We start from the raw sequence: 18,704 nt of genomic DNA on the forward strand, positions 1-18,704 counted from the left end.
ATGGCTGTCGTGACTCTGGATATTGCCAGTTTCCGCGCCATGTACCCTGAATTTTCCAATGTTCCAGATGCAATCCTTCCATTCCTGTTTGACCAGTCCACTGACTATCTGAATAACACCGATTACTCACTCGTCGATGACGTCGTGAAGCGAGAGCGTTTGCTCTACATGCTCATGGCGCACCTGGCGTATGTGCGTTACGGCGACAATCGGGGTCGTGGTGGCTCAGGAATGGTTGGGCGCATTGCATCAGCTACAGAGGGTAGTGTGTCAGTTTCATCTGACCTCGGCCCTATTGAGTTCAGGTATGCGTGGTATACGCAGAGCCCATATGGCATGGACTTCTGGCAGGCGACGAAAGTCTACCGGATGGCAAATTACTATCCTGGAGCCAACTATGTCTGACGGCCTCGATAAGTACCTGGAAGAAATGGCAGAAAAGCTCAATGCAACAGAGGTGAGAGCCGGTTTTCTCGGCGGGTCAACTTATCCAGACGGAACGAGTGTGGCGATGGTAGCCACCCGTAACGAATACGGAGATCCGGGGAATAATCAGCCACCTCGTCCGTTCTTCCGCAATGCGATTGCAGAAAAGCAGGGTGAGTGGAAGAAGACGATTGAGCGCGGCCTTGCCTCAGGGCTCGATTCCAGAACGGTACTTGAGGTCGTCGGCGCGCAGATCAAGGGTGACGTTCAGGAGTCGATCGCCATGCTCATTGAGCCCCCGCTCTCCGAGGTCACGCTTAAGCGACGCAAAAACAGGAAAGTAATGCCCAACCAGTCGGATAAGCCTCTCGTCGACACCAGGGTGATGATTGGCGATGTTAACTATGAGGTCACCTGATGAACCTGCATCAAATAGTTCGCGGTGCGATCACAACGGTGAACCCTGACGTGCCGGGAGTGTTTCAGGTTAACACCGGATTTACCACGCTACCCGGCGGGAAGAGAGTGCCTTCGTACAACAGCGTCGATGTGATCGTGCAACTGCAGGAGTTGTCATCAACAGACCTGCGGCAAGTGGACTCGGTCAACATTCAGGGGATTCTCCGTAGCGCCTATCTGAACGGCAATTTCAACGGTGTGAACCGGCCTGAACAAAAAGGCGGAGACATCCTGATGATTGGCGAAGAGAAATGGCTGGTCGTTAAGGTGCCAGAACTCTGGCCTGACTGGTGCCGGGTAATCATCAACCTTCAGAGGTCATCATAATGGCAACTCTCGATATCAAAGAGATTGACCTTCTTGTGCCGCTGCAGGCTTTTCTGATGGAAATCACCGGGCTGACTATTGATGACGTGCTGGACGGGCAGCAGAACCTTACTCCAATGCCGCTTGGCGACTTCATCGTGATGACTCCAATGAAACAGATTGGGCTGTCTACAAACCGAGTGAAGTACGTTGATAACGGCGTGTATGGCGACGGGTTGCAGCAGAACCAGCGCAGCACGCAATGGCCTTGCCAGATTGACTGTTACGGCGAGAGCGCGGCGGACAACGCAGCAGTTATTGGAACACTCATACGGTCAGATTTCGCTTGCGAATGGTTCCGACAGAATGGCAACACACTATCCCCTCTTTTCTGCTCAGACCCTCATCAAACCACGATGATTAACGGCGAGCAACAATACGAAAGCCGCTGGACGCTGGACTTCATCGGGCAATACAACCCGACGGTATCTACGCGACAGGACTTTATGGACAGCATCACCGTCGGCGTAATTGCCGCAGATTTAAAATACCCACCGGAGAGTGCATAAATGGCAATCCCATTACGCAAAGATATCCAGATTAACCCTGGCGTTTTGCCTGCGGGCGGTTCAGCGCTTGATCTGAATGGCCTTATCCTTACCGACAGCGGTTATGCTCCGGTAGGTACAGTAATTTCGTTTACCACCAAAGAAGATGTGGCGGCCTACTTCGGCAGTGCGTCTCCTGAGTTCAGCATGTCCGAGATTTATTTCCAGGGTTATGACAATTCAACAAAAACCCCTGGCGCTCTGTTGTTTGCCCGGTTCAACCCTGACCCGGCGGCGGCATGGCTTCGCTCAGGTTCAATGGCACCTGTTACGCTAGACCAGCTCAAGCTGCTGAGTGGCGTCCTGACTCTGTCAGTAGACGGTACATCGCACACTTCAGCCAGTATCGACCTGAGCACAGCAACCAGCTTTGCGCAGGCCGCAGACCTGATTGAAACCGGCATCGGATCCAGCGTAACCGTTGAGTTCGACACCACACAGAAGCGCTTCATCATCACCTCTGCAACAGCAGGTGATGCCAGCACCATCACTTACGCCACTGGCACATTATCGGCCGGACTGAAGCTGACTGCTGCGACCGGCGCGTCACTCTCACAAGGTGCTGATGCTGCGGTGGTTACTGATGCAATGCAGGCTGTGCTGGATGCCTCGCAGAACTGGGCAATCTTGACCACATCTTTCACACCGGATGAAGATCAGGCGCTGGCGTTTTCCGCATGGGTTAACGGGCAGAATTATCGCTTCGGCTACGTGCCATTCACCCTGGAAGAGTCGGCGCTGGTATCTGGTTCAACGGATACCCTGTCATACAAAATCATCACAACGTACGACTACTCTAACGTCATCCCGGTATACGGTGACCAAAGTCATGCGGCTAGCGTTCTCGGCTACGCTGCCTCTCTCGACTTTGACCGTCAGGAAGGGCGCGTGCCGTTTAAATTCCGCTCGCTGGGCGGGCTGCTTCCGGAAGTCACCACGTCAGCGAACTACGATGCGCTGATCGCCAACGGGTACAACTTCTACGGCGCGTACACGGCTAACAACTATGACACGCGCTACTGGGCCGATGGCACCGTAACCGGTGACTTCAAATGGTTCGACTCCTTCTGCTTCCAGATTTGGCTAAACGCCAACCTGATGCAGGATGCGATCGAGTTGTTCCAGTCTAACCGCAGCATTCCGGACAACGCGCGCGGCAAGGCAATTATCGAGGCTTCATTCGCTGACACCCTGAATCAGGGCATCACGTTTGGCGGAATTCGTACCGGGGTAAACCTTTCAAGCTCTCAGATTTCTGAGATTCAGAATGCAGTCGGCGCGGATATCTCCCCATCGCTGATCGCAAAAGGCTACTACCTGTATATCGCCGACGCTACGCCTACCCAGCGTCAGGAGCGCACAAGCCCAAGTATGACCCTCTGGTACTGCGACGGCGGTTGCGTGCAGAAAATCACTCTCGCTTCAATTGAAGTTCAGTGATGATTGGGGGTGTAAAGTATTGCAAGGATTGCTGCCAAACACTCCCAAAGGAAATGTTTTGCGCCAACAAGTCATCAAAAGATGGCTTGTGTGCGTATTGCAGAGAGTGCACAAAAAAAAGGTATTCTTCTTATTATAAAAAGAATGCTGAATCACTCAAAAAGAGGTCCGCTGATTACCGAAAAAATAATCACGAGCAAGTGAAAATAAAGCTAAAGGAATGGCATCAGGAAAATAAACAGCACTCTTTAAAATATAGGCAAAGCGCAAAGCAAAGAATCAATGAGAACGGCAAAAGATATCGAGAAAGACATCTTGGTAAGGTTCGCGCTCGCTATGCGGAAAGAAGAGCCCTCCTCAGCGCGCCAGTATGGGCCTGCAAGGAAAAGATGAAGGGGTTTTATGAAGACGCGGTTAGGTTGTCAAATGAAACAGGCATACCTCATGAGGTTGATCATATTGTCCCTATAAAATCGAAATATGTTTGCGGTCTACATTGCGAATTCAATCTTCAGGTTGTGCCACGAGAGGTTAATAGACGCAAGTCAAACCTATACTGGCCTGACATGTAAACACCTGGTAAGCATATGAAACACAATAAAGATATTTACCTATCTAAATACCCAAACTTATTGCGAGAGGTGCAATAAATGTCGAACACTATTACAAGCGCTGATGCAATCTTTGCCCTCACCGTTACCAACCTGTTCCCCAGTGCGCAGACTCTTGAGGGCTACGCTGCTGACGCGATGTTTGCGCTGGGCGATACAGAGATGGCCGTAGGGGTTCGTGGAGCCGACGGTAAGCTTTCCGGCGGGTTCGTGTTTGGTGAGTATCTTCAGACGATCACCATCATGCCAGACAGCCCATCGCGGGATATGTTCGAGACGTGGCAGCTAACCTCGCTGACGTCGAAAGCGATCTTCCGCTGCAACGCGACAATCATCCTCCCGGCGATCAGCCGTAAATTCACGCTCACTAACGGCATCCTGCAGCGCGTTAAGGCCATTCCTGACGCGCAGCGCGTACTTCAGGCGATGACCTTCCAGATCAACTGGGAAACCGTAGTGGGCGAAGCGTACAACGCATAAGGGATCACATGGCACGTAAAGAAATTTACTACACCGTCGAGGAAAAAGGCCGTGACCAGGGCAAGGTGTTCTTCATTCGCGAAATGTCTGCTTCACAGGCTGAATGGTGGGCTATCCGTGCCGGACTGGCGATGGCTAAGAACGGCGTTAATCTTCCGGATAACTTTTCAGATATGGGCATGGCAGGCATGGCAAAAGTCGGCCTCGAAATGGTGGCTCAGATTTCTCCAGACGAGGCACGGCCTTTACTGGATGAGCTGATGAAGTGCATCCAGTTTGTGCCAGACCCAACCAACCAGAGCATTAAGCGCGGGCTAATCGATGACGACACCGAAGAGGTGGTGACTCGACTGAAGCTACGCAGCGAGGTGTTCAAGCTTCACGTTGATTTTTTCGCCACCGTCGCAGGTTAGACATCCCGCCAGTAATGGGGAGTGATGTTGCCGGGCTGGTAAATTATGAAAACGTGCCAAGCACGATCGCAACCATCATCTCCTCAAAGCTTGCGACCCTCTATGAACTGGACACTGTCTACGGAACAGAGGATTTGTGGCGTTTGCTGGAAATTAACACCGTGGATAATTACAACCAGATGGTCATCAACAGGGCGCAGGAGAGTGGCTGATGGCGACGATTATTGATTCACTGGTCGTTACCCTCGGCCTCGACCCATCCGGCTTTAAAAAAGGTCAGGATGAGGTTAAGAAGGGCCTGAACGATACCAGAAAGAACGCGGACCAGACCGCAAAAGATATGGAGGCTGCCGGTAAAAGGGCGGCCTCTTTCTTTGGGTCAATTCGCACTGAGTTGCTTGCGCTTGTAGGCGTAACTCTTTCAGCCCAAGGAATCAAGACATTCATCACATCCATGACATCGGATCTGATGCGCCTCGGTATTGAGTCCCGTGCGCTGGACATCTCTGCCAAGTCTCTTGATGGGTGGGAAAGAGCGGCTACCGCTGCAGGTTCCAGTGCTGAGAAAATGGCTGGCACTCTGGGTTCATTCCAGAAAGTGCTGACCCAAATCAGGACTGGCGGCGGACAGGATGACCCTCTCTTCGGTGCGCTTGCTGCGTTCGGTGGAGCTACTGGTGCGAACTTCGATTATCAGAATGATAACTCCGAAGCGATAATGCGTAAGATTGCCGCCAACTGGGGCAAATTAAGCAAAGATGCACAGCGCAGATTCGGCGGCATGTTCGGGTTCGACAACGCGACCCAGCAAGGACTTGCTAATGGCAGTCTGGTTCAGGACGCCGACCGGTTTGCCAAGATATCCAAAGCGACTGATGAAGCAACCAAGAAGGCGCTGGAGTTTAACCGCCGCCTTGAGGAGATGAAGCAAAACTTTGCCGCTGCATCTCAGGTTCTGTACGAGGCCCTGATCCCCTATGTCGAAAAGCTAATTCCTCTCATAGAGAAGTTCGGCAACTGGATCGCCAGTCATGGTCCAGAAATCGAAAAGTTCTTCTCTGATTCCGCGGATGAAATCAACAAGGTTGTCGATGCAGTCGGCGGCCTGGAGAACGCGTTAGAGATTCTGCTGGCCTTTGTTGTGGGCAAGTGGGCGCTTGGGATGGTTGGCGCGATAGCTCGCGTCGGTGGCTATCTCGGTGGGCTTGCGGCAAACCTCGTTGGCATTGTTGCTAAAAACCCATGGCTGCTGATGCTTGTCCCTGCGAACAACACCCCTAACACCACAGAGGAGCTTTCCTCTATCGGTGGAGTTGGCAGCAACGTCCCGAAAACTGATATGGAAAAGCTTCAGGCCGGATGGAGCTACGATGACAGCAAAGGAGGCTGGATTGCTCCCAAATCTGCCCCGCGGGGAATCAGGAATAACAACCCTGGCAACCTCAACTTTGCAAATCAGGCAGGGGCCACGAAGGAAGGCGGTCAAGGCGGCCGGTTTGCTGTGTTCGAGTCGATGGAGCATGGAGTTGCGGCTCTCTATAAGCAGCTGCAGATTTACTTCAAGAAAGGGGTGAATACCCTTTCATCCATCGTCAAAACATACGCCCCAGCATCCGATGGGAACAATGTCGATGCATACGTGTCAGCCCTCTCAAAGGCAACCGGCAAGGGGGCCAATGAGGCGATTGATGCCGGAGACACTACCACCATTGCAAAACTGATGAAGGGGATCGTCGACCATGAGAACGGGAAAGGTTACATCAGCTCGTCCGATATCATGGGTGGCATTCAGTTGGGTGCTGGCTCATCAGCCGCTCGTAACTCCCCAGCTCAATCTGGCAACCAGACAACCATCAGTATTGGCAAAATCGACATGCAGACATCGGCTGGCAATGCCAATGCGCTGGGTGCTGACATCCAGAGAAACCTTCAGAGAAACCGCCTGGTGACACCGGCAATGACAGGGCAGGGTTAACATGGCCTTTTCACTGAACGAAACAACGCTACTCAGCGCGATAAACAGCGGCAATATCTTCTCGATCATCAACAGCACCCTCTCGCCCGGCTACGGAATTTATCTCAAGTCGGGATTGAGGGCGCTGTCGCCTTCATCATTTTTGGGTATTGAATACGGCGCGGATGCGTCAGTTGTGTCCGCCCCGATCGAGAAAGGTTCGTACAGCTCATTCAACAAGGTAAAGCGCCCGCCAGTTATTCGCGTTCTTTTCACGCTTGAAGGGTGGACCGGGTTTAGCGGAAGTATCCCGAATCTGACCAATTTCACCCTAACCAGCCGGTCGGACATGCTGGCGGCACTGGATGCGATGGTTGCAGACGCGCAGGTATACGACATTGAGACGCCGGATACGACGTATGAGGACTATGACCTCGTCCGTTATAACTACCGGACATCAGATCGTGATGTGACCCTTCTCACCGTCGAGGCTATTTTCCAGTCCGTGCTGGAAGAGGCGGAGGTCACACTGACCAGCACTACCGCCAATGGCAACACAACGGCCAATGCCACGAGCAAGGCTGCCAGTACAGTGACGGAAAAGGCGAACTCAACCGCGACAAACTCCACGCTTGAAGACGTGAAGGGCGCGCTAACCGGCCTGAAAGAGTCGGTATCAAGCGCATCAACCACTGTAGCGACATCGGTGAGTAACGCGGTGAGCAGCGCGACATCAGGTGCTACGAGCGCCATCAATGGGGCGGCTACATCTGCTATAAACAACCTCGCTACGACGGTTGATGAACTGGTTGCGGGGTTATCCTGATGCAGAACATATCCCTCAAGCCTTTAAAGGCTCAGGAAGTGAGCGTAAACCTTGCCGGGCAGTCAGTGACGCTGCGTATCGTGCAGCGGTCCACAGGTCTGTTTATGGACGTAGGCGTGGATAACCTCTGGATAGCGCAAGGCGTTCTCTGCCTGAACTGCAACAAGATTGTCCGATATCCCTATCTGAAGTTCAGTGGTGAGCTTTTCTTTGCAGACACGAAAGGAAGCCTTGACCCGGTTTACGATGAGCTAGGAACGCGATTCAAGCTCTTCTACGCCACAGCAGAAGAGATGGCGACATGACGTACAAAAAGAGAACGCTTAAATTTGAGTTCACGCTTAAAGACGGCGCGTTTGACGAATCTGGCAACAACATCCTCACCATTGACAACATCAAGGCCGAAATTGAGATTGGGGCGTATGGTGGCATTACTGGCACCACGCTTGAGGCTCGCGTGTATGGCCTGAGTATCGATAACATGGCTCTGCTCAGCTATAAGGGCATCCAGTTGAATGGTGCCAAGCAGAACATGATGAAGGTGTGGGCCGATGACCGACCGGTGTTCTTCGGGTCGATAACGAACTGTTTCGCGGACCTGAACCAGATGCCGGATGCTCCGCTTATTATCAGCGCGTTCTCAACCGGCTTTGACCAGTCGATTACCGCCGCGCCATTCTCAAAAGATGGTGTTGCCAGCGTCAACGAAATCATCACCACGATCGCCGCAAGTATCGGATACACAGTGGTCAATAATGGTGTTCTGGCAAAGCTTGAGAATCCGTACTTTGAAGGGAATACGATCTCCCAGATTCAACAGTGCGCCCAAGCTGCAGGTATCGAAATAGACTTCCGGCTTGGCGCTATCTACATCTGGCCGCAGGGCGGAAGCATTGACGACACCATCCCGCTTATTTCTCCGGAGCACGGGCTCATCGGATACCCAGTTTTCAGCAACTACGGCATTAACTTCCAGTGTCAGTACAGCGATCTGATATTGAGAGGGCGCAAGATTCAGCTGGAAACGTCATTGCCAAATGGCAGCGGTGTTTACACGGTTCAGTCTGCGGTCCACCACCTCTCGACATGGACCGAGGGTGGGCCATGGTCAACCATCGTCTGGGCGTCTATTGGTCAGCTTACTGTGAGGCAATGATGAATTTATTCACTAATCGCCCGCAGGACACATCGTCAGAAGCAAACGCGCAACAGTTCCTGATGCATCAGTTCCTCATGGGAAAAGCGTTCATCACTCTCGCGCTGGTGACTTCCGTCAATGACAGCGGAGAGGTGGTATCAGTGAAGCCAATGGTTGACGGTTTCACCGGCGGTGGAGATCGAATCCCTTCCGGCGTGATAAGTGGTGTTCCGGTGTGGAGACTGCAGCGCGGGGCCAGCGCCGTAATTATGCCGCCGGTTGTGGGTGATATTGGCCTGATCGCAATCTGCGACCGGGACATCACTGCGGTAAAAGCAACAAAAGACGCTGCTCTCCCCGGCTCAAACAGGACGCATAGTTACTCTGATGCTATTTATCTCGGCGGCGTGCTGAATTCTGAGCCAAGCCAGTACGTGAAGTTCGCCAATGATGGGATAGACATCGTTTCCCCTCTGGTCGTTCAGGTAAACGGGAATACCGTCGTCGTTAATGCCGATGAGAAAATATCTCTCAACGCACCAGTTATTGAAGCGAATGGGCAACTGACACAGGGTTCCGGAAGCTATGCCGGAAACGCAACGTTCGGTGGAACAATTACTGCAACTGGAGAGGTCACTGGCAACGGCATTCACCTCTCCACTCACCGGCATGGTGGTGTAGAATCTGGGAGTTCAACCACACAGGGACCGCAGTGATGAAAAGCATAATATTTGTATTGTCATGGGTAGCTCTTATGTCCTCACCTCTGGCCCTGGCCCAAGGTGATAAATTGGAAGATATTTGTTACCAAAGCATGAGGTACAACGTTTCTGTCCAGATGGCAGCCAACTCTCTTTCTGGGCAAGTCAGATCGCATTACGAAGATGAGGCCTTTGATTCTGGTAAATGGCAAGGAATCAGCCATGAAGAGACGGAAAGGATGATACGGATGGCAGAAACCAACCAATCTTCAATGCAATTCGCGATTCGTTATCAGGGGGATGACTCATTCGCGAATGCTTACAGAAGTGGATATATAAACGACTGCAAGCAGAACCCAGATAAATATATCTCAAATTAGCATCCGCTAATCCAAAGAAACCCGCTACGGCGGGTTTTTTATTGCCCGGAGTTTACATGCTCACTAAATCATTCCTACTGGTAACTGAAAAGTGGGACATCTCACTGGACGACACCGGCAGCATCGCTATCACCTCAAATCCCTACGCAGTGGCTCAGGACGTAGCCTGCGCGTGCTCAACCTTTCTCGGTGAGGCATGGTACGACACCACTCTGGGAATCCCGTATTACGAGCGCATTCTCGGTCACTGGCCCGGCACTCAATTAATCAATACCAAGATGTCTACTGAAGCCAAAAAGCTTTCATACGTCCAGTCAGCGTTCTGCACAACCACCGTTGGCAAAGTGGATCGCCTCGCATCTGGGGTCATGACAATCACCGATACGAACAACATCCAGACCACAATCCAATTCTGAGGTAACAAATGGCTGAAGTAACAGTTAGCACAGCCGTCCCCTCTGTCACGTTTTCCGATACCGGCATTGCCGTTCCTGATGAGATAGACATTCTCAATGGGCGTTTAACTGACCTTGATACCGCCATGGGCGGCGGGATGAGCAAGAGCCTTACCACGCCTCAGGGCCAGATCGCCATGAGCGACACGGCTATCATTGGCGACAAGAACGACAACCTGGCATGGCTGGTTAATCAGATTAACCCTGACTTTGCTGAAGGCCGCATGCAGGATGCGATCGGACAGATTTACTTCATTGACCGGATTGCGGCGATCGGAACAACGGTAACGGCCACGGCTACCGGCCTTGTGGGGACGGTGATCCCGGCTAACAGCATCGCGCAGGACGCCAGTGGCTATCTCTACTATTCGCTTGCTGATGCGGTTATCCCGGCATCCGGTGCTGTTGATATCGTTTTCCAGAATCAGGCATCAGGGCCAATCGCCTGTCCTATTGGCGCTCTTAACACTATTTACCGCGCCATCTCTGGCTGGTCTGGAATCACCAATGCAACCGCCGGCGTACTCGGTAACGAGGTGGAGAGCAGGGCCAACTTTGAATACCGACGCAAGCAGTCAGTGGCCGGTAACGCCAATAATCAGCTCGGAGCAGTGTATGCGAACGTCCTCGCGGTACCGGGGGTGACTGATGCATACGTGACGCAAAACAACACTGGCCTGACAGTGGAGAAGGGCTTCACAGACTTCGAGCTTGAGCCTCATTCCCTGTACGTGAGCGTGTACGGTGGGGCATCGGCAGACATTGCAAAGGCGATCTGGCAGAAGCTACCTCCTGGCCCGTCAATGGTCGGCAACACGAGCTATACCGTTGTCGATGACGTGAACTACGTTCAGCCCTACCCAGAGTACGAAATCAAATGGCAAACCCCTTCGGCGGTCAGCGTTTACTTCAAAGTTGAGCTTGCCAATAACAACGCACTGCCAGGCGATATCGTAAACAGAGTTCGCACCGCCGTTCTCAGCGCATTCAATGGCGAGGACGGCGGAACCCGGGCAAGGATTGGCTCGACTATCTACGCTGGTCGCTACTATGCCGGGGTTCAGGCTATCGACAGCGATAACGTGGACATCTTCAGCATCACGATCAGCAGAGACGGAACCACTTACCAGACTTCTGCGTCCTTTGGCATCGATGAGGTACCTACGCTCGATGCAACCAACATCTCGGTGACACTGGCATGATAAACGTCGCGGATACCATCCTGACGCAATATGCCGACAGCCCGAAGCTTAAATCCCTGATTTACTCGTTCAATGAAGCCGTAGGCATGGAAGGTTTTCTGGATGATTTCTACGACATCATCTGGAACATCCAGACCGCTGATACCTATGGGCTGGACGTGTGGGGGAAGATCGTGGTTGTCGGCCGGCAGCTGACGGTAACAGAGAACAAGATTTATTTCGGATTCAACGAGGCATCGTCAGACCCAGTTCTCGTTGATGATCCACAACCATTTAACCAGGCACCTTTCTATTCAGGCGAGCTTTTAACTTCAACCGTAACACTCACAAATGACATCTACCGCAAGCTGATCATGATGAAGGCAGCGGCCAATATCTCTGATTGCACCATCCCAAATCTGAATAAGTTGCTGATGTTTATGTTCGGCGCGAGTGGCAAATGCTACGTCAGAAATGATGGTGAGATGGTCATGAGTTACGTGTTTGAGTTCCCTCTGTCAATGGCTGAGTTAGCCATTGTTCAAAGCTCAGGCGCGCTTCCTGCCCCGATTGGGGTAACAGTTAATATCGTTCAGCAGGTATGACATGAACTCTTCTGATACCCCTTCACGAATCACAAAAGCATTTGGCGTCAACGGACTCAAAAATACCATCCCTGTAGATTCGAGCACAACAACGGATAACAACGGAGTGGCAACCTTTGACAAGGGTTTCCCACCGATCACCATGCAACCGCTTAGCGCGGGTGGTATTCCTCCATCTGGTAAGGATATGAACGGGGCCCTTTATTCCGTCACCCTTCAGCAGCAGTGGCAGAACGCCGGGATGACATATCCATTTAGTCAGGAATTCTCTGACGTTGTAAGCGGATATCCGAAGGGAGCAATTGTCCCAAGCTCTGTCTATACAGGGCAATGGCTAAACCTAAATGATGAAAATGGAACCCCTCCAGAATCTTCAACCGGAGCAAGCACAGGATGGGTGCCAATTAATAACTATGGCGTAACCCAGATCACCATGACATCAGGAAGCGTAGTGATGTCATCACTGCAGGCGGCCAAAGATAGAATTATCATTTCCGGAATTCTGACAGCCAACGTAAACCTGATATTTCCCGCATGGATTAAGTCATGGGTGGTCCATAACAACTGCACTGGTAATTTCACTATCACCTGTAAAACAGCAGCGGGTTCAGGAATAGTTGTAATACCCGGACTTGTTTCTCGGTTGTTCTGCGATGGCGTAAACATTAGTGATGAAACATACAACCAGAACAATGACATGGTTGGAGCGGTAATGGGGTTTGCAATGAACACAGCGCCAACAGGGTGGCTTATTGCAAATGGCATGGCTGTTAGCAGAGTGACCTACGCAAGGCTGTTTTCAAGAATAGGCACTCTGTATGGAGCAGGTGATGGTATATCCACATTCAACCTTCCAGATATGCGTGGTGAATTCACAAGATACCTCGACAATGGCAGAGGTGTCGATCAAGGAAGGACTATAGGTAGTAGCCAGAAAGGTACCCTGGTTGGAGGATATGATGACAATGCATTAGACCAGGACATTTCTGTACTACAAAACAGAGCAAGCAATAACTATGGTTCTGACGTTGCCAATGCGACTGATTATTCAATTTCGCAAGTTACCTATATTAGCGGCTCATCAATCTCCACATTCCCAGCATCTAGAGCTAATCAATGGTATTCAGTTACAAGGCCACGAAATGTAGCTCTTCTGGCTTGTATTAAATATTAAGATAAGGGCCTCACATGTCAATTTCAGATACTTCATTATCAAAAAAATATGCCTCTATTTCAGAGTCAGCAGCGGCCCAGGCAAAGCTATATGCAAATAAATTAGAAAATGCTCCTGATTACGCCGAGCAAGCCGCAGCATCGGCGGCGGCCGCGGAATCGTCAGCGCAAATGGCTATCAATGCAGAAATGATAGTAAACAATCTGGTTATTTCTGCTAGTGAATCAGCCACATCAGCATCAGCATCAGCAGCAGAGGCAGGTAATGCAGCTGCAGCAGCTGTATCACAATGTGTAAGAGTGCCTGAGGGAGAGTCGATAGCTGTTTTACCATCACATGAGGAAAGGTCGAATAGCTTTTTAACATTCGGTCCATCCGGGGATGTGCAAACTCTAGAGAAGTCCAAAGTAGCAGTAACTGGGGATGATGGGAAAATCCCAGGTTCGATGATACCGTCGATGGCAATATCCGAAACTTATGTAGTAAATAGTTTGGCGGAAATGCTGGCCCTTAATGCCAACGTTGGAGACGTTGCAAAGAGGGCGGACTTAGGAGTTTCATTCATACTGTCCCAGGAGCCATCATCATCAGAATCAAACTGGGTGCAATTAAATGATGATGTACTTAATCAATTAGCTCAATCAGACGGTGCTTCATTAATTGGTTTCAATTCAGAAACTTTATTCGAAGTTGCTGGCCGGGTTGATAAAAAACTAAATGGTAGTTACACATTTTCCTCAGGCGGGGCCTTACAGGACAAAAAAGACTTCATTTACAGCGATGATCTGAAATGCTGGTTTTACTGGTCAGGAGCATTCCCCAAAACTGTAGATGCGGGGACCAATCCTTATAGCACCGGTGGAATAGGATCTGGAGCATGGATTCCAGTAAGTGAAGTATCTCTTTCGCCACAGTTGTCGTTTGGTGGCACCAAATACTATAACAAGGGTGCTTTTTCACCAGGGGTGGTGATATATACGAAAAATGACGTAGTCACCGATCCGTCAACCGGGTGGTTTTATAGCTACCTGGGAACCATCCCGCACACAATTTCTTCAGGTGATATCATAGATGTCAACTGGAAAGCTCTGGGGAATATGAATGGATATCCCTATAACCACATCCAAAACTGGACAAACACCATCGTCACAACAGAGGTGGCCTTAACAGCTGCATTTAACACCGGGTTAGAGGTGGATGTTACAGGAGCTAGCGTTTCTACTGCAGCTGATTACACAGCGCCATCTGGAGCAAGAGGGTTGTATGGGCGAGGTAGCATCACTCTTGGTGGTAATTTCAGGCTGCAGTCCTTTGACTTTCCAACATTAACGACATTTAGTCAGCCAGCTTCGGCAGGGCACTCAGAAGTGTATCTTGATGGAGTAGACCATACCGGCTCATATGTCGTGATTGATAACGGCTATCCATTCTGCATTGATGAGGCTGAAAAGCCCTCAACACCCGCAGACAGTATTGATGGAATTGCATTAACGAAGAACCTTAACGGGTATCAATCTCAATTCATACAGATCACTGAAATCATTGGCCACACGACAGCAAACAAAGCAATTCTCGCGCAACCATTGGTTGTTAATCAGGTGTCAGGCACTGCAAAATACGGGTTTGCTTCAGGCAACCTGACATCGTTTAAAATCAGAGATGGTGTGACGATGAAAAGCAGCAATAATACTATGAGACGTTTTATGCTGTTGGCTCAAATAAAGCCAGAGGTTATCGGATGCATATTCCACAATATTCATGTTGAAATGCGTTATTATTGCTACTCTGGAAGATTTGAACGTAATAGGCTTACTGGAAACGTCCCTGAGTCTATGTTTAGCTTTGCTACATCAAGCTCAGTCTGTTCTGTTAAGGATAATTTTTGTAGCACGCTCGGGCTAAATGACTCAACAATAGGATTCTATAGGCAGGTATGTTACGTAAATTGCGTAGGGAACATTGTTAATGACCCTCTGATCTCAACAGCATACACAAATGACCACTGGGGCATCATGTTTCACTCAATGGTCTATCATAGCTTAATGGCTGATAACGTAGTTACTGCAAGGGCTGGTATAACCTCTCAGTTCTTTTGTGATGAGGTTATAATAACCGGTAACAAGGTTTCAAGCTTCCTTATCACGGCATCATATAATAATAATGTTACATATAATGGAAATGACTTTAGTTACATTTCCGACATGATTCTACAAGGAAATTCAAAGTTTACATCTAAAGGGAATCAATATCGCATCAGAGGGGGCGCAACTACAAACTGCATTTCTATTATATCTGGAGCTAAACCATTCGGTATGGCAGGGTTCAAGGTGATCAATAGTTCAGATCATGAGTTTTGTGCTGATGACTTTATGGCTACAGTAAGGAACACTTTTGTAAACCCCAAAACATTGATGTTAGACCCTACTACAGCTGGAACTAATTCCGTTTTCCCATTAAATAACTCGCATATGAATAATCAGACAGGTGGTTTATCTGTTTATGATGCAAGAGTAGCATCGGTCAGGGTTAACAGTTGCAATTTCACGGACCTAAATTATGGAGTAAACTGCTACAAAAACAATTCAGCTGTAAGTGCTACTTACCTCGATATTTCAGATTCATCATTCAATACCGATGTTGGTGTTTGCCTGCGAGGAATTTCTTCAGCTTCATTTTATACAGGGCAAATCAGAACTTGTATATTCCTTGGAACATTTGGAGCCATTAATGCAAACACTAATGGATATGCATTGATTTCCTCAAGCTTCAGAGGGTTGGGGATGAGTGCGATACTAGTTGCCTCTAATATCACGTATGCATTTGGATTAACAATGAGCTCTGACTGCTCTGTGGCAGGGAGTATATTGACTGGATTTAAATGGTACGATTTTAACGGATATCAATCTTCATACGACAGGACGGTAACTTATTCAAAGGCATCAACCCTTCCCGGAGGATATTGGTGGTATGCACCAGATGAAAATCTGGGTATATCGGCAAATATCCCATATGAGTACACAAAGGGCGCCACCAGTTCTGGCGGAGTGTTACTAAGAAAAGCTCTTACAGTAACTCAAGTGGTGTAGTTTTAGAGTGGGGCCTCCCCCACTCTAAACAATATTAGCGATTTTCAATTTCCTTCATGAGGTACCTAGTGTATTTTTCTGCGCCATATTTAGTCAAATGAGGCCTGACTATTACAGGCTCTCCATCTTCAATAATGGTACACGTGCCATCCTTGCACTGATCGTTCTTTATGGAGATGAACTTTATATTATTATGATCTTTAGAGACCAGATTCAGCAGTGCGTCAATATCCACTTTGGATTTTGTCAAATCCTTGTCAAAGCTTTCGGAGGTAGGACACTTATCCTTCTTCAATAGGCTTGTAAGGAAATTGGGATGCAGTCCATTGCTATTCAAGAGACACGTGTATGGGTTATAGCTAGGCTGATGATAGGTTCCAATGATGTAAATCATTCTGTCTGGGTTGATTGATGATAGCTCCGCCATGAATGACTCGACTTCATGCTTTGCGTCTTTATAATTGAGGTCTCCAAGATAGATATCCCATGACTGAGATACCAGTAAAGGAGTTTCATTATCTTCAATTAGTTTTTTGTTGAGTAAAGACTTCATGCGCTGACAAGATTTGCTACCTGCGTATTGGGAATTTAACATTGATGCATTGCATGATTCGTTAGCATAGACATCGACATGTAAACCTTTTTCTTCCATGGCCTTTACATACATCAACGCATAGCTATCACCTGTTAAAATGAAATCTGTACGACCAGATAACCCATTAATTACTATGGGGTTATTCTGCACTGTCCTATATTGCATCCATGGATTATAATACAAATTATAATTCTTAGAGCGCTCTTGCGTTTTCTTATCAACTCTAGAACCAACCCCGTCGATAGATATATATTGGCATGCAATTATACTAGCTATGAAAAATGGCAGTATGTGGGATACCTTTAATCGCCTCTTTTCTATTATCTGATATGAGGCAAGTGATAAAAGCAAAGTGATTGCCAGGAAAGTCAAAAGAGTAATGTTTTCATTTAACTTTCTTGCAAATACCAAAACTGGCCAATGGAAGAGATAGATTGAATAGGATAATTTACCTATTAATTGCGTAACTGGATTTCCAAGTATGGCCTCTTTTCCCTCTCTTATGGATAGGATAAGGGCGGTAGAAAGAACAGGAATGCCCGCAGCAGACCCAGGCCATGGAGTCTTGCTTGTGAATAACCAGATAGAAAAAATATTCAGTGCTAGAGCTGAGCAAAATACTACCCTTTTGGCATTTAGTGCCAAGGTCAATGGAAATAAATAAGCCAGCCCTCCAGCCATCATCTCCCATCCTCTGGAGTGTATCATGTAATATGATTGGCTTGGATTGGTTTTAGTTATGAAAACAGATATGAAAAATGAAATCAGGAACAAGAAAAGAACAACATATCTGATACTTGATTTACCCAATAAACTTGCTGAGCCAAGAATAATTAAAGGATAAATTATATAAAATTGCCACTCAACTGATAGCGACCACGTATGAAGCAAGAACTTCTCTAAAGAATCTACATCAAAATAGCCTGATTCATTTAAATATGTGATATTTGATATAAATAGTAATGAATCTCTAGCGTGAGACCCTATCTTCTGATAATCATGTGGCTCAATTAGAAAATAACCAAGAAATATCACTATGAATATCATTAAGATAAGGGCAGGGACTATCCTTTTGAATCTCGATGCATAGAATCCAAGGATTGAAAATCTGTCATCAGAAATACCTCTGCAAATTATAGAGGTCATTAAGTAACCTGATATAGCAAAGAATATATCAACACCAACAAACCCAGCAGGCATCCATTCCGGGTTGAAGTGAAAAATTATTACGGCAATTACGGCTATGGCGCGAAGGCCATTAATGTCATACCGGAAGCCACTGTTTATATTTTTCATTTATAATAAAATTAATAGGTTATGAGTAATAAGATAGTATCACGCTTCATAATGCTTGATCGACCCTCAATATCAGCGATACTGTATGCATGTACAGTAATCAATCGGAGGTCACCATGGGATTCCCGTCGCCAGCACAGGACTATGTAGAGGACAGGATTTCGCTTGATGCGAAGTTCATAGCTCACCCTCACGCCACGTACTTCATGAGGGCAGGCCTTACGCATTACCGAGAGGGAATAATCAAAGGTGCGTTACTGGTAGTAGATAGCTCGCTCAATGCGTGTGATGGTTCGCTGCTGGTTTGCTGCATGGATGGTGAGTTCAAGGTGAAGCGATACCGATCGCACCCGAGACCGCATCTGCTGAATCTGGAGAACGGAATGGTTGAGGCGATACCGGACGAAACCAACTGCGATTCGTCGCGTCCGATATTCGGAGTGATAACGTACATCATTAACGATGCGCGAGCCGGTGAGTTCGATGACTGTCCGGTGATGTGATGGGGAGAAAGCAAGGCGTTGCACGGATGCATGGCTTTGCGCTCTCTGTGTCATGATTGTGGCATGC

General features: G+C 48.6%; 20 protein-coding genes and 1 pseudogene. 20 read left to right on the forward strand and 1 reads right to left on the reverse strand.

Annotated features, from left to right (window positions below; translation table 11 throughout):
* The 19 genes from U9O48_RS06085 (at position 1) to U9O48_RS06175 (ending at position 16,243) form a co-directional block, all read left to right on the forward strand.
* Positions 1-405 (forward strand): DUF4054 domain-containing protein, encoded by a 405-nt coding sequence (locus U9O48_RS06085; RefSeq protein ID WP_324723842.1) that lies wholly within the window; start codon positions 1-3, stop codon positions 403-405.
* Positions 398-844, forward strand: coding sequence for a hypothetical protein (locus U9O48_RS06090; protein WP_324723843.1), 447 nt, complete (start codon positions 398-400; stop codon positions 842-844). Before U9O48_RS06085 ends, U9O48_RS06090 begins: the two co-directional genes overlap by 8 nt.
* Complete coding sequence (locus tag U9O48_RS06095) at positions 844-1,212, forward strand: hypothetical protein (RefSeq protein WP_324723844.1); 369 nt, start codon at positions 844-846, stop codon at positions 1,210-1,212. Before U9O48_RS06090 ends, U9O48_RS06095 begins: the two co-directional genes overlap by 1 nt.
* Positions 1,209-1,760, forward strand: coding sequence for an LIC_12616 family protein (locus U9O48_RS06100; protein ID WP_416382211.1), 552 nt, complete (start codon positions 1,209-1,211; stop codon positions 1,758-1,760). The genes U9O48_RS06095 and U9O48_RS06100 overlap by 4 nt, the downstream gene beginning before the upstream one ends.
* Complete coding sequence (locus tag U9O48_RS06105; protein ID WP_324723846.1) at positions 1,761-3,239, forward strand: DUF3383 domain-containing protein; 1,479 nt, start codon at positions 1,761-1,763, stop codon at positions 3,237-3,239.
* Between the two features lie 650 nt (positions 3,240-3,889).
* Positions 3,890-4,330 (forward strand): phage tail fiber protein, encoded by a 441-nt coding sequence (locus U9O48_RS06110; protein ID WP_227658622.1) that lies wholly within the window; start codon positions 3,890-3,892, stop codon positions 4,328-4,330.
* Between the two features lie 8 nt (positions 4,331-4,338).
* Positions 4,339-4,743, forward strand: coding sequence for a hypothetical protein (locus U9O48_RS06115; protein ID WP_324723849.1), 405 nt, complete (start codon positions 4,339-4,341; stop codon positions 4,741-4,743).
* A 53-nt stretch (positions 4,744-4,796) separates the two neighbouring features.
* Complete coding sequence (locus U9O48_RS06120) at positions 4,797-4,955, forward strand: transglycosylase (RefSeq protein ID WP_371683003.1); 159 nt, start codon at positions 4,797-4,799, stop codon at positions 4,953-4,955.
* The gene (locus U9O48_RS06125) at positions 4,955-6,718 is read left to right on the forward strand and encodes a hypothetical protein (protein ID WP_324723850.1); all 1,764 of its coding nucleotides are present in this window, start codon (positions 4,955-4,957) and stop codon (positions 6,716-6,718) included. Before U9O48_RS06120 ends, U9O48_RS06125 begins: the two co-directional genes overlap by 1 nt.
* Position 6,719: 1 nt before the next feature.
* Complete coding sequence (locus U9O48_RS06130; protein WP_324723852.1) at positions 6,720-7,523, forward strand: hypothetical protein; 804 nt, start codon at positions 6,720-6,722, stop codon at positions 7,521-7,523.
* Complete coding sequence (locus U9O48_RS06135) at positions 7,523-7,828, forward strand: phage baseplate plug family protein (protein ID WP_219346988.1); 306 nt, start codon at positions 7,523-7,525, stop codon at positions 7,826-7,828. The genes U9O48_RS06130 and U9O48_RS06135 overlap by 1 nt, the downstream gene beginning before the upstream one ends.
* A complete protein-coding gene (locus U9O48_RS06140) occupies positions 7,825-8,679 on the forward strand; it encodes a hypothetical protein (protein ID WP_324723854.1) in 855 nt (284 codons plus the stop codon). The genes U9O48_RS06135 and U9O48_RS06140 overlap by 4 nt, the downstream gene beginning before the upstream one ends.
* Entirely contained in the window at positions 8,628-9,377 is a 750-nt protein-coding gene (locus U9O48_RS06145) for a Gp138 family membrane-puncturing spike protein (RefSeq protein ID WP_324723856.1), read from the forward strand. Before U9O48_RS06140 ends, U9O48_RS06145 begins: the two co-directional genes overlap by 52 nt.
* Before the next feature lie 38 nt (positions 9,378-9,415).
* Entirely contained in the window at positions 9,416-9,742 is a 327-nt protein-coding gene (locus U9O48_RS06150; protein WP_324723858.1) for a hypothetical protein, read from the forward strand.
* A gap of 56 nt (positions 9,743-9,798) precedes the next feature.
* Entirely contained in the window at positions 9,799-10,158 is a 360-nt protein-coding gene (locus U9O48_RS06155) for a hypothetical protein (RefSeq protein ID WP_324723859.1), read from the forward strand.
* A gap of 8 nt (positions 10,159-10,166) precedes the next feature.
* Positions 10,167-11,399, forward strand: coding sequence for a baseplate J/gp47 family protein (locus tag U9O48_RS06160; protein ID WP_324723861.1), 1,233 nt, complete (start codon positions 10,167-10,169; stop codon positions 11,397-11,399).
* Positions 11,396-11,983, forward strand: coding sequence for a DUF2612 domain-containing protein (locus tag U9O48_RS06165; protein WP_324723862.1), 588 nt, complete (start codon positions 11,396-11,398; stop codon positions 11,981-11,983). Before U9O48_RS06160 ends, U9O48_RS06165 begins: the two co-directional genes overlap by 4 nt.
* 1 nt (position 11,984) lies before the next feature.
* Entirely contained in the window at positions 11,985-13,157 is a 1,173-nt protein-coding gene (locus tag U9O48_RS06170) for a phage tail protein (protein WP_324723864.1), read from the forward strand.
* A 14-nt stretch (positions 13,158-13,171) separates the two neighbouring features.
* A complete protein-coding gene (locus tag U9O48_RS06175; protein ID WP_324723865.1) occupies positions 13,172-16,243 on the forward strand; it encodes a hypothetical protein in 3,072 nt (1,023 codons plus the stop codon).
* A gap of 34 nt (positions 16,244-16,277) precedes the next feature.
* Here U9O48_RS06175 and U9O48_RS06180 read toward each other — a convergent pair whose 3' ends face one another.
* Positions 16,278-18,134 (reverse strand): acyltransferase family protein, encoded by a 1,857-nt coding sequence (locus tag U9O48_RS06180; protein ID WP_324723866.1) that lies wholly within the window; start codon positions 18,132-18,134, stop codon positions 16,278-16,280.
* A gap of 116 nt (positions 18,135-18,250) precedes the next feature.
* Here U9O48_RS06180 and U9O48_RS06185 point away from each other — a divergent pair.
* A pseudogene (locus U9O48_RS06185) lies at positions 18,251-18,484 on the forward strand (S24 family peptidase); the annotation flags it as partial.
* Positions 18,485-18,704 lie beyond the last annotated feature (220 nt).

Source organism: Lelliottia sp. JS-SCA-14 (assembly GCF_035593345.1).
GTDB lineage: Bacteria > Pseudomonadota > Gammaproteobacteria > Enterobacterales > Enterobacteriaceae > Enterobacter > Enterobacter wanjuensis.

What these genes read in the sequence shown, in the direction of transcription:
- U9O48_RS06155 (WP_324723859.1), top strand. Translation starts at nt 9,799, where the DNA reads ATGCTCACTAAATCATTCCTACTGGTAACTGAAAAGTGGGACATCTCA.
- U9O48_RS06135 (WP_219346988.1), top strand. Translation starts at nt 7,523, where the DNA reads ATGCAGAACATATCCCTCAAGCCTTTAAAGGCTCAGGAAGTGAGCGTA.
- U9O48_RS06175 (WP_324723865.1), top strand. Translation starts at nt 13,172, where the DNA reads ATGTCAATTTCAGATACTTCATTATCAAAAAAATATGCCTCTATTTCA.
- U9O48_RS06140 (WP_324723854.1), top strand. Translation starts at nt 7,825, where the DNA reads ATGACGTACAAAAAGAGAACGCTTAAATTTGAGTTCACGCTTAAAGAC.
- U9O48_RS06105 (WP_324723846.1), top strand. Translation starts at nt 1,761, where the DNA reads ATGGCAATCCCATTACGCAAAGATATCCAGATTAACCCTGGCGTTTTG.
- U9O48_RS06085 (WP_324723842.1), top strand. Translation starts at nt 1, where the DNA reads ATGGCTGTCGTGACTCTGGATATTGCCAGTTTCCGCGCCATGTACCCT.
- U9O48_RS06115 (WP_324723849.1), top strand. Translation starts at nt 4,339, where the DNA reads ATGGCACGTAAAGAAATTTACTACACCGTCGAGGAAAAAGGCCGTGAC.
- U9O48_RS06160 (WP_324723861.1), top strand. Translation starts at nt 10,167, where the DNA reads ATGGCTGAAGTAACAGTTAGCACAGCCGTCCCCTCTGTCACGTTTTCC.
- U9O48_RS06125 (WP_324723850.1), top strand. Translation starts at nt 4,955, where the DNA reads ATGGCGACGATTATTGATTCACTGGTCGTTACCCTCGGCCTCGACCCA.
- U9O48_RS06145 (WP_324723856.1), top strand. Translation starts at nt 8,628, where the DNA reads ATGGTCAACCATCGTCTGGGCGTCTATTGGTCAGCTTACTGTGAGGCA.
- U9O48_RS06170 (WP_324723864.1), top strand. Translation starts at nt 11,985, where the DNA reads ATGAACTCTTCTGATACCCCTTCACGAATCACAAAAGCATTTGGCGTC.
- U9O48_RS06180 (WP_324723866.1), bottom strand. Translation starts at nt 18,134, where the DNA reads ATGAAAAATATAAACAGTGGCTTCCGGTATGACATTAATGGCCTTCGC.
- U9O48_RS06090 (WP_324723843.1), top strand. Translation starts at nt 398, where the DNA reads ATGTCTGACGGCCTCGATAAGTACCTGGAAGAAATGGCAGAAAAGCTC.
- U9O48_RS06150 (WP_324723858.1), top strand. Translation starts at nt 9,416, where the DNA reads ATGTCCTCACCTCTGGCCCTGGCCCAAGGTGATAAATTGGAAGATATT.
- U9O48_RS06130 (WP_324723852.1), top strand. Translation starts at nt 6,720, where the DNA reads ATGGCCTTTTCACTGAACGAAACAACGCTACTCAGCGCGATAAACAGC.
- U9O48_RS06165 (WP_324723862.1), top strand. Translation starts at nt 11,396, where the DNA reads ATGATAAACGTCGCGGATACCATCCTGACGCAATATGCCGACAGCCCG.
- U9O48_RS06095 (WP_324723844.1), top strand. Translation starts at nt 844, where the DNA reads ATGAACCTGCATCAAATAGTTCGCGGTGCGATCACAACGGTGAACCCT.
- U9O48_RS06110 (WP_227658622.1), top strand. Translation starts at nt 3,890, where the DNA reads ATGTCGAACACTATTACAAGCGCTGATGCAATCTTTGCCCTCACCGTT.